Annotated in this window: 7 protein-coding genes; 2 read left to right on the top strand and 5 right to left on the bottom strand. The window is 63.8% G+C overall.

Annotation, left to right across the window (positions count from 1 at the left end):
• Positions 1-13 precede the first annotated feature (13 nt).
• Both KF886_13470 and KF886_13465 read right to left on the bottom strand, forming a co-directional pair.
• Positions 14-1618 (bottom strand): FHA domain-containing protein, encoded by a 1605-nt coding sequence (locus KF886_13470; GenBank protein MBX3178364.1) that lies wholly within the window; start codon positions 1616-1618, stop codon positions 14-16.
• Positions 1618-2013 (bottom strand): response regulator, encoded by a 396-nt coding sequence (locus tag KF886_13465; GenBank protein ID MBX3178363.1) that lies wholly within the window; start codon positions 2011-2013, stop codon positions 1618-1620. Before KF886_13465 ends, KF886_13470 begins: the two co-directional genes overlap by 1 nt.
• Positions 2014-2509: 496 nt before the next feature.
• On the opposite strand from KF886_13465, the gene KF886_13460 reads away from it, so the two are divergent.
• On the top strand, positions 2510-3856 hold the full coding sequence (locus KF886_13460) for a tetratricopeptide repeat protein (protein ID MBX3178362.1): 1347 nt from the start codon (positions 2510-2512) through the stop codon (positions 3854-3856).
• Between the two features lie 9 nt (positions 3857-3865).
• Here KF886_13460 and KF886_13455 read toward each other — a convergent pair whose 3' ends face one another.
• A complete protein-coding gene (locus KF886_13455; protein ID MBX3178361.1) occupies positions 3866-6796 on the bottom strand; it encodes a c-type cytochrome in 2931 nt (976 codons plus the stop codon).
• Positions 6797-6944: 148 nt separating this feature from the next.
• Entirely contained in the window at positions 6945-7712 is a 768-nt protein-coding gene (locus KF886_13450) for a YHS domain-containing protein (GenBank protein ID MBX3178360.1), read from the bottom strand.
• 138 nt (positions 7713-7850) lie between these two features.
• Here KF886_13450 and KF886_13445 point away from each other — a divergent pair, with 138 nt between their 5' ends.
• Positions 7851-8327 carry a hypothetical protein gene (locus tag KF886_13445; GenBank protein MBX3178359.1) on the top strand — a complete coding sequence of 159 codons (477 nt, stop codon included), beginning with the start codon at positions 7851-7853 and terminating at the stop codon, positions 8325-8327.
• Positions 8328-8633: 306 nt separating this feature from the next.
• On the opposite strand, the gene KF886_13440 is transcribed toward KF886_13445, so the two are convergent.
• Entirely contained in the window at positions 8634-12929 is a 4296-nt protein-coding gene (locus KF886_13440; protein MBX3178358.1) for a PKD domain-containing protein, read from the bottom strand.
• Between the last annotated feature and the right edge of the window lie 336 nt (positions 12930-13265).

The raw sequence follows: 13265 nt of genomic DNA, 5'->3' as shown, positions 1-13265 counted from the left end.
GCACGACTTCAGTCTATTCCACACTGGCATTATCCTCTCGCTGGCGGCGTTGTATGGTCGTCTTTCTCTGCGCGGGCGGTTCCGCGTTGCCTTCGGGCAGAAAAACAGTGAACACGGTCCCGCTTCCGGGATCGCTCCGCACCTGGATATCGCCGCCGTGCTCGCGAACAATCTTATAGCTGCACGCGAGCCCGAGGCCGGTACCGGAACTGCCCTTCCCGCTCACGAAGGCCTGAAAGACCTGCGGGAGCAACTCCGCCGGGATGCCGATGCCGGTGTCGCGCACGCGGATGGTGCAGCCGCCTTCCGCGCAGACGCACGCGATCTCGATTGCGCCGCCGTTGTGCTCGCAGGCTTCGACCGCGTTTACCACCAGGTTCGCCAGCACGCGGTAGATCGCCTGGGGATCCACGGTGGCCATTCCGACGGGGTCCGGCTCGAAGGCGATCCCGACCTTGTAGCGCGCGGCGCGCTCCTCGAAGAGGGCGATAACATCGTGAATCAGCGCATTGATGTCCGTCGCGATGCGTTCGGGCTCGCGGTCGCGGGAAAACACAAGCATGTTCATCACCAACATGTCGATGCGCGCCATGGCGCCGCGGAGAATCGGCCAGCCCCGGTTCAGGTAGCGGAGTTCCTGCTTCTCGATGGCCATGTTGACCAGTTGCGCGCCGCCGCGAATGCCGGTGAGGATGTTTTTGATGCAATGTCCGAGGCCGGCGGTGGCCATGCCGAGCGCGGCGAGGCGCTCGCGCTCCACGTTCTCCCGGTAGAGCCTGGCGTTCTCGACGGCGACGCCCACCACCTGCGCGATGGCGGAGAGGAGCTCCAGATCGCGCTCGGTAAGCGGCGAGGCGGTGTTGCCCGTGTCGACGTAGATGGCGCCCGCCACCGCCGCGCGCCCATGCAGCGGTGCGCACATGGCGGCGTGAATGTCGTGGCCCATGATGCTCTCCGCCTGGCCGAAGCGGCTGTCCGCCTGGGCGTCGAGCGTGAGAATGGCCTCGGCGTTCGCGAACACGTGTTCGATCAGGGTGTGGCTGAGCGGGAGGCCGGATTCGCCCGCCTCCAGCATCCGGGAGGCGCGCACTTCCGGCGCGCGATCGCTCTCCCTTGCCGTCAGGATGAACCCGCGCCGGACCGGAAGCGCCTGGAAAATCAGGGCCAGGATTTTGTCCAGCAGCTCGTCGAGATCGAAGACTTCGCCGAGCAGCTTTGCGGCGTCGTAGAGCACCAGGAGGCGCGCATCGCCGGCATCGCGCATGATGGATTGCTGGAGAGCCGAGGCCTGCTCGCGGCTGATGGCGGCGCGGCCGAAGCCGGATTCCGTTCCGCGTGCGATGGCGATTTCCGCGCCCGCGATGCGGACCTTGTCCGCTTCGCCGAGCACGCAGGACTCAACGCGCGCGCCGTTCACTTCTACGCCATTGCGCGAGCCCAAGTCCTGGAGGTGCACCGCGCCGGCCTCGAGCCAGATGCGGGCGTGAACGCGGGAGGCGTGCCGGGAGTTCAACACGATGTCGCATTCGTCGCCACGCCCCACGGTCAGACCGGATTCCGGGATCGGGTAACGGGCTATGGCGTCGCCCTCCCGCACGACGACGTCGATGGAGGCCATCAGCCGACGACCCCCATCACGCTTTGCAGGAGGAACACGGCGTCCACCGGTTTGTCCACGAAGGCATTGGGACCGTCGACACCAAACTCCTCCTCCATGCGACCGCGGTCGTAGCTGGTCCCTTCCTCCTCGTTTATCGCGGTCAACATGATAATCGGGATGGTCCCCGTAAAGGGAGACTCGCGGAGCAGCTTGAAGGCGGTGAAGCCGTCCATTACCGGCATGTTCACGTCAAGCACGATGAGGTCGGGCTGCTCGGATTCAGCCTGATCGAGGGCCTGCTGTCCGTTGAGGGCCTCAATCACTTCCCAGCCCTCGGCCTCCATAATCCCCGCGACGAAAAGGCGCACGCTCTCGTCGTCATCCACTACCAACACTTTTTTCGGAAGGGCCATGATGGCAATCCCCTTTTTGAACCCTGCCAGATGCGTTCACGGCGACAGTGTAGCACACTGGGCGCGGCCGAGCTTCTTGATCCTGGCCGGCAGGGATGCCGGCGCTCCATCGGGCTCATTTCACTTGAACGGAAGCGTTGCAGTGGGGCTGGGGAACGACCATCTATTGGGATTCGACTTGGGGCTGTTGCGTATGATTTTCGGCGAGTGCGACCGAACCTACGGCAGTAGAGCCAGGTTCGAGGGTATGTCCCGGCGTATGGCGTGGATTGGCTTCAACACCTCTGCCGGCAGGGATGCCGGCGCTCCATCGGGCTGGATTCCCTTGAAGCGAGCGCCTGTACTGCGTCTGGGTGACGTCCATCTGTTCGAATTCGGCCCGGGCGTCGGTGCTGGACTTTGGGGCTTGAATTGCCGATACTACGTCCAGGCAATGCAGTGTGAATTGGGCAATCCGTATGCGCGGGCCGCGCGCGGATTGAGGTTGGGAGACCCCATGCACGATCAGAAGACGATCCAGCGGTTTCGGGATGCGCAGGAACTGTACCGCCAGGAGCGGTGGGCCGAGGCGCTGCGCGTGTTTGACGACCTGTCGCTGTCCTACAAGTCCGATCCCGAGATCATGTTGAACCGGGCGATGTGCCTGGCGCGACTGGGAAATGAGGAAGAGGCGGAACTCTTGTGCGATCACATTACGATCGTGCACAAGGATCCGCGGGGCGCGCAACTGCGGGCCGAGATCCCGCTGTGGCGGCGGGAGGGCAAGGCCGCGCCCGAGGAGAAGAAGGCGCGCAAGCCGATCCTCTCCCCCGAGGCGCTCAAGCGCGGGATCGTGCTCTGCTTCACGCTGGCCGTGTGCATGACGGCGTGGTCGTTCTACAGCGCCTACGAAGCCCCGATCCCGCCTTCCATCGCCACCATGCCCGCGCCGGGCGAGCGCGTGCTCCGCTTTCCGGAGAACGCGAGCGTGGGAACCCTTGTCATGCGGGACTGGCGCTTCGCCACGGACCCGCTGGGCCGCGCCGCGAGCGCGTGGCAATCTCTCGGCGAGGCGCGGGGCCGGGTGAGGGTTCCCGCCGGGAAGGAAGTGCAATTGACGATCGCACCCGGTCAGATTGCGCAGTTGCCGGCGCTCCGGCGTCTCGGCCCGAACGACATCCAGGCGCTGAACATGAACCGCTGCGCGATTCAGGATGCGGACCTGTCGCATATCGCGCACCTCACCGGACTGTTCGTGCTCAGTATCGACGACACGCCTATCGGCCCGGAAGGCTACCGGATGCTCCGCCGGCTTACGTCGCTGCGGGACGTGTCCATAATCGACACGGAGCTTGGCGAAACCGGGCGGGAGTTCATCGGGCGGCAGCAGTACCTGACGGGCATTGACGCGGACCGGGCCGACCTGACTGACGCGTGGCTGATTGACCTGCCACCACTGGAGAATCTGACGTTTCTCAGCCTGGACGACACGCCCGGCATTACGGACGAGGGGATCCGGCACATCGCAAAGCACCAGAATCTGGAGCATCTGTTCCTGAGTTACACGGGCCTCACCGACGCGTCCATGAAATCGCTCCAGTCGCTCAAGTCACTGAAACGCGCCTGGTTCGAGGGCACGAAGATCACCGACGCGTCGATGGCCGGTTTCCGGCTGATGCCGGGCATCGAGGAGATTGGGATTGCGTACACGGAGGTAACCACCGAGGGATTTCTGGAGCTTGCGGGCATCCGCACGCTGAAGAAAGTCGGGATCAAGGGTTGCGACAACATCTCTGTCGAGGGGATCCGCCGCTTCAAGGCGCAGCTGCCCGATTGCGAGGTGGAAACGAACCTCAACGTGTAGCGCGCGGGCTCAGCGTTGCGCCTGCAGGCCTTCGCCCTTGAGGAAGCCGATGAGATCGCGCATCTCCTGCTTTGTCATGGCTTTTTCGAGCTCTTCAGGCATCAACGATAGGCTTCCCGAGGTCATGGCGTCGATGTCCTCGCGGTTAATCGTGTTTTCCACGCCCATGGCGCTCCGGATGGTCACCGTGCTCTCGTTTTCGGACACGATAATCCCGGAGAAGGACTCGAAATCCCGCGTTTCCACCAGCACGTTTTCGTAGCCGGGCAATACCTCGCTGTTGGGCTTGATGATGTGCAGCAGGATCGACTCGCGCGGCTGGCTGCGGATGCCCGTGAGGTCGGGGCCGACGTCGAAGCCGTCCTCCTGAAAGCGGTGGCAGCTCGCGCAGTGGTTCTTGAAGACCTCGCGCCCGGAAACGGGATCCGGATCCAGCGTGAAGACGCTCTTGTACTCCTCGTATACGGCGGTGCGGTCGGTGGTTTGCACCTGGCTGAAGATGGCGCTTGCGCGCTCCTTCAGGGCCGCGTCCTTGTGGTTTTCCAGCTGACGCCGGCTGATCGGGTCGATGGTCTGCGGGGCGATCTTGCCGGCTTCCAGCGCGTCGAGGAAAATGGCGGTTCGCTCGGGGCGGGAGAGCAGCGCGGAAAGGGCCGCGGCGCGAATCGGGGTGCTGAACATGCCCCACGCTTCCCGGGAGGCCAGCAGTTCCGCCACGCGCGGGTCGGCAATCATGCCCAGGGCCTGCACAGCCGCCTGGTGCATGTCCTGCGTTTCGCGCGGGTGCAGCAGGTCGGCGAGTAGTGCGCCCGCCTGGTCGAAGCTGCCGTAGCCGAGCAGGCGGACGGCGGCCAGGCGTTCCACGGCGGGGGCGCCGCGATCGGCCGCCACGGCCTGGCTTCGTGCAAGGGCGCTTTCCAGCCCGGACGCCACGCCAGCCTCGCCCGCCAGGGCTTCCAGGTGCGCGAGCGGGGCAACATTTCGGTCGTATGCGCTGTTGCGCCGGATGCCCTCGGCCGCGCCCTCGAGCGCGGAGAGCAGCGCGGCGCCCTCCAGGGGCGCGCCTTCGGCCAGCATCTGCCCGAGCAGCGCGCCGGCCGCTTCTTTGGGCTGGCTCTGGGCGACCATCCGGGCGAGCGGATCGAGCCAGGGCAGGGCCTCGGCCTCGGAACCCGCGCCCGAGGCCACGAAGGCCTGCGCGAACGCGGCTTCCCTTTCGCGTATGCCGGTCAATACGGCGGCCCGGGTCCATTTATCCGGCAGGCCTCGCCGCGCGACTTCCAGCAGTGGCGCGACGGTGTCGTCGCCGGACAGGTCGCCCAGCGCCAGCGCGGCGGCGTAGCGCACGCGACCGTGTTCATCGGAGGCCGCCGCGGCAGTCGCCTCCCGGAGGGCCGCGGAGTCCCCCAGGCGCGGGCGAGCGAGCGTTACCGCGCGCTCCCGTACGGCGTGTTCCGCATCCGCCAGGGCGGCAAGCAGCGTGGGTTCATCCAGGGCCGCATGGCCGTCGAGCAGGTGGAGGGCGTGCAGCCGGGCGTGGACGCTGGCGCTCTTCGTGGCGGCCTCGCGCAAACTGCCGAGGAGGGCCTCGTCGGCGGTGGCCTCGGTCAGGAGGAGGCGGTGCGCGGATTCGCGCTGCCAGGCGTCCTCGTGGGCCAGGGCGGCCACGAGGTCCGTGGCGTCGGCAGCGTCCGCCACGAAGCGGCGAGGTTTGTCGCTGGCCTTCGCGGCGATGCGGTAGATGCGGCCAAGGCCCTTGCCACTGTCAAAGTCGGTGATGGCCGCGACGTCCTTCGGCAGGTATTGCGGGTGTTCGATCGTCTTGCGGTACATGTCGCAGAGGTAAAGCGCGCCATCGGGGCCGTTGGCCAGGAAGACGGGGCGGTGCCAGTTGTCGGTACTGGCGAGGAACTCCACACCCTCGCGCCCGCGCCGCCCGTGGTAGGCGGGGCCGCCGCGATCTTCGATGATTGTGCGGTGCACGATGTTGCTGGTGGGGTCGCAGGTGAAGCCGTTTTCGTGGTAGGGCGCGGGGAGAGCCGTTCCCCGGTAGATGACCAGGCCGCACGCGGCGGTGAAGGTGCCGGCGTGGGAATAGGCGGTGGTTGTGGCGTCCGAGAGGGCGTAGAGCCGGGTTTCGCTGCCGAGCCCAGCGAACTCGTCCTCCACCTCGTGCATCCCGGCGTAGGGGTTCCGCGCCAGGTCCGCCCGCTGGATCATGACCTGGGAGATGTGTTTCCGGTTGGTGCACACGAAGCGGTGGCCGTCGTTGTCGAAGGACTGCCCGAACTGCGCGCGTCCGGTGGCGGCTTCCATGGCGCGCGTGATGGGGTGGAAGCGCAGGTCGTCGTTGCCCATGCTTACCGGGGCCGCGTCCGGGCGCAGGGGATCGGTTACCTCTCCCCCGCTCAGGCCATTGGTGAAGTAGAGCCAGTTGTCGAGCCCGAGGGTGGGGTGGCTCACGTAGAGCTGGGTGGAGCCGCCGAGCTTGAAGCCCGTAAGGAATTCCTCGCGCACATCCGCGATGTCGTCGCCGTTGGTGTCCTTCAGGAAGTAGACCGCCGGGGCGCTCGTCACCAGCACGCCGCCCTTCCACGGCATGACGCCATTGGGAAAACCGAAGCCTTCCGCGAAGACCGTGCGGGATTCGTAGCAGCCATCGCCGTCGCGGTCGCGCAGGATGCTCACACGCCCCCGCTGGGTTTCGTCGGTGGGGTAGCCACGATTTTCCACGACGTACATGCGCCCTTCCGTGTCGAACGCGAGGGCGACCGGATCCTCCACGATAGGCTCGGACGCCACGAGCTGAATCTCCACGTCTTCCGGAACCACGATGGTCGCGAGCGCGTCGCCCGGGGCGATGGGGTCCAGTTGCTCGGCGCGCGGCGCGGCGGAAGTGAGCAGGCCGATCAAGAGGGCAAAAAACAGGCGGTGGGACATGGGATACCTCGTGGCGTCGGGCGGATCGGCGGGCGATACAGGCGCAGCCCCTCAACGCGGGCCGGATCCGGGTCAATCTGGAAACGGGTAGGATAGGCAATGGGCCGCGCAAAAGTCTAATCGAAACCGGGCGATGGGCTATGATCCGTCAGCCCAGCGGCATGCCGTCGTGATCGCGCACGCCCTGGTTTTTGACTGTTCCGGCGAGCCGTTTCATGTAGAATTCCGGCGCTTCCGCCAGGTAGGCCTGGCATCGGGGCGAGCGGCAGGTGTAGTAGCTCACGCCGTCGACCACGGCGAGGCCCGCCGACCGGAGGTAGCGTTCGCCGAGGCATACAGGGCATACGATCAGGTCTTTGAGTTCCAGGAGGTAGCGCTCGGCGTCACGCTCGAACAGATCCACGCAATCGCGGCAGCAGAAGTAGTACTCGCGGCCCCGATAGTTGTGCGCCACGGCGGTGGGCTTGTGCATGCCGAGCCGCACGAGCGACGACAGGCAACCGGGGCAGATCGGCGTGGGGATGACCCGCGCCTCGCCCGGTGCTCGCGCCGGGGCGTGCTCGGCTGGCCCCTCCTCGCTGCCGGCGGCGGACTCGGTCTCCTCGTTTGGCTCCAGGCCCGCCGCGCGCGCGATGGCCGCGACGAGCATTGCGCGCGGTGGCAGCGGCGCGCCGCCGTAGCTGCGGGCGGCATAGGCGAAGTCCGTCCGCTCCCCCGCGCCCGGCTCGATGTCCTCGAAGTCGACCTGGATGCTCGGCGAGCCGAGGAAATGCATGGCGCGCGCCTCTTCCGGACCGCGGACTAGGACCTCCTGAATGTCCGCGTTCACGCCGAGTTCGGCAGCGGCCTCCCGCGCCATGGTCAGCGCGGCGGCGTAGTTCGGACAGCCTTCCACGTACAAGACATCGATGTTCATTTGCGCGTTCCCTCCGAGGCGTTCCTGTTGTGGGGTCAGTATAGATCACGCTCGTGGAAAAGGAGGAACCCGGCGGCGCGCGTATGCATACTCTGGTTGAAGGATGTTGAGGATTGGGACTGTAGAGAGGAGAGGATAGTGAACCGCGCACGTCGCCTACCGGACTGGGTCATTCTCGCGATCATCCTTCCTCTCTATTTGCTTCTTATGCTGATCCTGCTTCCGGCAATAGGCCTGCGCTACGTTTACCGCAGCTTGACCATACGATGGCAGCTCCGCCGCGCCTGGCGGGCCGGGCAGTGGATCTTGCTTTCCTACACGCAGAGCGCGGTGTGGGCGCCCTACCTGGAGAACGAGGTCATTCCACGCCTGGGGGACGCCTGCGTCGCCATTGACCGCTCCCGGCCCGACTGGAAGGCGCGCCACCCGGCCGAGGCCCGCGCCATCGCGCATTGGGGCGGATACTATGAGCACAACCCCCTGGTCGTGCTCTTCCCCCGATGGCGTCCCGCGCGGACTATCCGGCTGTATAAGGCGTTTCTCGACGCGAAACACGGCAAGCCCGGGGCGCTCCAGGTTCAGCTTGAGCGCCTTTATGGGCTGGTGGGGCGGTGAGGGGTGGATTATCGGGGACGCGGCCTGGCGGGATGCCCAATCCGACTTTGCGCCGCTCGTGTGAGGTGGTAATGGTGAGATGTGGGCTTGTGTTGCTCCGGGCACACGAACGCGCTGGAGCGCGATCGCGTGGCACGGGGGTGTGGTGTGAAATTGAACTACGCGGTATTGGGTTGTCCGGGGCCTCCGTTGCCGCGGGCAGGAATGCCCGCGATCCTTTGTGGCGGCCTGGCGGGGTGGCGTGTCAAGCGAGGACGCTTGACGGCCATTCCCATTCCAACCGACGCCTTACAGTACTTGATAGCATTACGAGCCCTGCCGTCCTCCGCGCCATCCGACCAACACGACGAGCGCGAGGCCGAGCAGGAAAGCGTCGCTGAGCATGCGTGACCAATCCGCGCCCCGCTTTCCGAATGCGCAGCCGGGGGGAGGCGACGGGGTCAACGCGGCCTCTAGTTCGCCAACATCCAGATAGCCGTCGCCGTTGGTGTCGATATCGTCAAATTCCGCCTGGGACAAGTCTCCGAGAACGGCCCTGACCTCGTCGAAGCTCAAACTCCCGTCGCCATCAAGATCCGCCGCGACCAGGTTGCCCAGGAGGGCCTGCGCGATCTGGCGTCGCCCCTGACCATTTCCTCCGCCCCCTTGCACGTTAATATAGTTTTTCCGGATGAGTTCGTCGCCCGTATCGTCATCCTCCGCGTAGACCCAAAGTGAAACGGTGTAGTTTCCGGGGCGCTGATAGGTGTAGGTCGGGTGTTGCTCTTCGGACGTTCCACCGTCACCAAAATCCCAATACCAGCGACTTATCAGACCGCTGTCCACCGAGGACTGATCGGTAAACGCTACCGTAAGGGGTGCTCGACCGCGCGTCGTATCGGCAACAAAGTTGGCTTCCGGTATCAGGACTTCACCTTCACCTTCTCCCTCTCCTTCGCCCTCTCCCTCGCCCTCTCCCTCGCCCTCTCCCTCGCCCTCTCCTTCGCCCTCTCCTTCGCCCTCTCCTTCGCCCTCTCCTTCACCCTCTCCTTCACCCTCTCCTTCACCCTCTCCTTCGCCCTCTCCTTCGCCCTCTCCTTCTCCCTCACCTTCTCCTTCGCCCTCTCCCTCGCCTTCTCCTTCGCCCTCTCCTTCACCCTCTCCTTCTCCCTCACCTTCTCCTTCTCCTTCTCCCTCGCCTTCTCCTTCGCCCTCTCCTTCGCCCTCTCCCTCTCCTTCACCCTCGCCCTCTCCTTCACCCTCTCCTTCGCCTTCACCTTCCCCTTCACCTTCTCCTTCACCTTCTCCTTCACCCTCTCCTTCACCCTCTCCTTCGCCTTCACCTTCCCCTTCACCTTCTCCTTCTCCTTCTCCTTCACCCTCTCCTTCGCCCTCGCCTTCACCTTCTCCTTCACCCTCGCCTTCCCCTTCACCTTCCCCTTCACCTTCCCCTTCACCTTCTCCTTCACCTTCTCCTTCACCCTCGCCTTCACCCTCACCTTCACCTTCACCCTCACCTTCACCCTCACCTTCACCCTCTCCTTCTCCCTCTCCTTCTCCCTCTCCTTCTCCCTCTCCTTCTCCCTCGCCTTCTCCCTCGCCCTCTCCCTCGCCCTCTCCCTCGCCTTCGCCGACATTGTCAGGAACGAGCGGGTCGGTGCCAGCGCGAACTTCGTCGCCGTCATTTACGCCATCCCCATCCGTGTCCGCGAGGTCGGGACGTGTGCCAATATACAACTCATAGGCCCCGGCAAGGCCGTCGCCATCCAGGTCATCGCCGCAACTACCGGTTCCCGTGAGGAAATGCACATCGACACCGCGATCGATGAGTTCGGGAATGTCGATGCAGAGGGCCGTTTGGGTCAGCGGGGTAAAAGTCAGGTCAATCAGGTCACCCGTACCAAGACCCGGATTATTCACGAGGGTGTCTATGTCAAATATGGGGTTTTTTTGCAGTCGCAATTCCGCCAAGTTAATCAATGCTGCTAAGGCCGAAATGTCGCGGATGTCGTTGTTGGAGAGGGTGAGTATTGTCAAGCTGGTCATGCCGCCCACGAACGCGATATCGCCAACACCATTGCCCGAAGCGTCGAAGGAACGAAGTTTCACAAGCCCGGAAAGGGCCGAGAAATCCAGCGGCCCGCAGTCGCGAATATAGAATTGTTCCAGATTTACGAGGCCCGCCAGCGGAGAGACATCCGCTATCGGGTTGGCGCTGAGTCCGAGGAAGATCAATTTGTCGAGATCCGACAGGGGCGAGAGATCCACAATGTTGTTGGCCAGCACATTGAGAAACGTGAGTTCCGTCAGGTTTTCCAGGGCGCTAAGATCGGAAATGGCGTTGTCGCCCGCATTGAAGGTCGCGAGTTGGCCCAACCCCGCGAGGGGACTGATGTCCGAAATATCGTTGCCATAGACCGAGAGATAGCTCAACTTCGTGAGGCCGGAAAGGGGCGTCAGACTGGAAATGACGTTGTGGTCCACCTGCAGCGTATTCAGATTGGAAAGGGCGGCCAGCGGTTCCAAGTCACTGACATCATTGTTCGCGATGTCGACTTTGGTGAGTCCGGACATGCTGCTGATCGGCTGGATACTTGTCAACGCATTATGCGATATAGTCAGTTGCTCCAGCGAATCGAGTCCCGCGAGCGGGCTCAGGTCCGAAATCTCGTTATGGAGAAGCCCGAGGGTTCTGAGTGCCGAAAGTTCTGACAAAGGCGCAAGGTCTGAGATCGCATTGACCCCAAGTTGAAGTAAGCTCAACTCGGCAAGCCCCGCGAGGGGCGTCAGGTCGGATACCGCATTGCCGGTCAGCGCTAGTGTCCGCAGAGACACCAACGGCTTGAGCGCTTCAATATCGGCAATCTCGTTCCTGTCCAACCGCAAGAACGTGAGGTCCGTGCAGTGTTCCAGTCCGCTTAGATCGCTAATCGAGGCGTCGGTTACCGAGAGCGACACAAAGCCCTGCCCCACCAGATCGGTTTTCAGAATATCGCCCGCCGGCTTGCCGATCGCCGCGCGCACCGCCGCCTCCAGGCCCGCGTCTGGAAATTCGACTATCTCGGAGGGTGTGCTATCCGGATCCAAGGGGTCCGACCCAGCATCACGCTCCACCTTATCGTCGAAGCCGTCGCCGTCCGTGTCCTTTTCCAATGGGTTCGTGCCGAGGAGGAACTCTTCCAGGTCGGTCAGTCCGTCCCCGTCGAAGTCACCCGTTCCGTCCCGGCCCAGCGTCCCGAAATAGTATTGCTCCCACGTGTCGCGCAACCCATCGTTATCGGAATCTCCCTCGGCGGCGAAGGGGTGGATTTCGTAGGCCCCCATATCGAAGCCAACGCCCTGGGGACGTTCATTGGCGTCGATGTCTTCAGACAGCTCCCGCCAGATGGGGATAGTCTGGAGATGGTAGCCGCCCACTTCCGCCGCCCAACCGCTGATGCCGGCATCGCGGCTGGGTGACCCGGGGCGAAGCCCGAAAAAGCCCAGGGGGCCATCGGCGAAATTCGGGTCCCCGTCGATACGTCCCTGACTCTCGTCGGGCGTCTTCTGTTCCACGTTGGAGGCCAGCGTGTTGTAGGGTGTGACGGTGTTTTCCACCACATTGCTGGCCCCGTTGGCGAACAGGATACTGTTTAAGATGAGGGGGAAGGCCGGATCGCCGTATACGCCCCCGCCCTGGGGCGCCGTGTTGTGGGCCACGGTGCAGTAGGTCAAGGACACGCGGTGTCCGCCGTGGTATATCGCGCCGCCGGCGACGCCCGCGCTATTGTTGCCGAGAATACAGTTGGTGAATTCGGTGCTCGCTTCGCCTTCGAAGGCATAGCCGCCGCCCACATCCGCCGCCGTATTTTCCTTGAAGGTACAGCGTTTGAACGACGTGCCCGTGCCCCCATCGTAAAACGCGCCGCCGATCGCTGCCTGATTCCGAAAAAAGAGACAGTCCTCAAAGAGCAACCATTCGCTCATGGAATACACGCCGCCACCGCCAATCGCGGCGGAGTTGCCCCGAAACTCCACGTCCCAGATGGCGGGATCTATCCCGTAATAGAAACTTAGTATATCCGCGGACGCATCGGCGTAGAGCCCCCCGCCATGAAGAGTTGCATGGTTGTCTTCGAAGCGGCAGTGGGCAATAAAGGGCGTGGACTGGTCGCTGTACATGCCCGCACCCAAATTGGCGCGGCCCCGCCTTATGACGAAACCGTCGACCGCCGCTTTCCCGAGGGGAATGGCGGTGCTGAAAATGCCCCGGCGCAGGTCGAGGCCGTCGATGACGGTCGGGTTCTCGATCCAGTCCCGTTGGCCCAGAGCGTTCTCGGAACCGTTGAAGCCACCGTAGAGATAGACGCCTTCCCGCAGGATCACCGTGGTGTCCCCCGCCGGGGTGTTGTCGCTTCTCAGGGGATCGCCCGCCGATCCGGAATAGACCCCCGCGGCGACCCAGACCTCGCCGCCGCCCGCGTCGTAGGCCGCGTTTACGCCGGCCTGTATGGTCGGGTACGCCGTGGACCAGGTCGCTCCATCCGGCGCGGCGGCGCCGGCATCTATGGCCACACGGAATACTTCGGCGTGCGCGGCGCCGGAAATCAAGAGCGCCGCAACCGCGAGTCGAAAAGAGATCATGGAAGACCTTTCCCGTAGAAGGTCGAAACGGAAGTTCCCAAGCTAACAGATTCCGATTGTAGCAGGTATTTCATAAATAGGCAATGGTTATGACCTCCTGATAAACGTTGTATTTTTTGGACCAAAGGGCTATAGTGTATCTCCCAGCATTAACATCTGACACGTTCTATTTAAAATTCAGGGGAACTCTCCCATGGGTGTTTTGAAGCGCATTCCACTTCCCGTTTTGCTTGTGGCCGCCCTCCCGATCGCGGGCCTGGCCTATGGGCTGACCCGCGCCGTCTGGGAATTCGATCGCTTCGCCCCCCTCCGCTCGGCCCTTTCCGCGTCATGCCA

It is taken from the genome of Candidatus Hydrogenedentota bacterium (genome assembly GCA_019637335.1).
Taxonomy (GTDB): Bacteria; Hydrogenedentota; Hydrogenedentia; order Hydrogenedentales; family JAEUWI01; genus JAEUWI01.
This window is presented reverse-complemented; position numbering and strand designations above follow the sequence as displayed.

What these genes read in the sequence shown, in the direction of transcription:
- KF886_13470 (MBX3178364.1), bottom strand. Translation starts at nt 1,618, where the DNA reads ATGGCCTCCATCGACGTCGTCGTGCGGGAGGGCGACGCCATAGCCCGT.
- KF886_13465 (MBX3178363.1), bottom strand. Translation starts at nt 2,013, where the DNA reads ATGGCCCTTCCGAAAAAAGTGTTGGTAGTGGATGACGACGAGAGCGTG.
- KF886_13460 (MBX3178362.1), top strand. Translation starts at nt 2,510, where the DNA reads ATGCACGATCAGAAGACGATCCAGCGGTTTCGGGATGCGCAGGAACTG.
- KF886_13455 (MBX3178361.1), bottom strand. Translation starts at nt 6,796, where the DNA reads ATGTCCCACCGCCTGTTTTTTGCCCTCTTGATCGGCCTGCTCACTTCC.
- KF886_13450 (MBX3178360.1), bottom strand. Translation starts at nt 7,712, where the DNA reads ATGAACATCGATGTCTTGTACGTGGAAGGCTGTCCGAACTACGCCGCC.
- KF886_13440 (MBX3178358.1), bottom strand. Translation starts at nt 12,929, where the DNA reads ATGATCTCTTTTCGACTCGCGGTTGCGGCGCTCTTGATTTCCGGCGCC.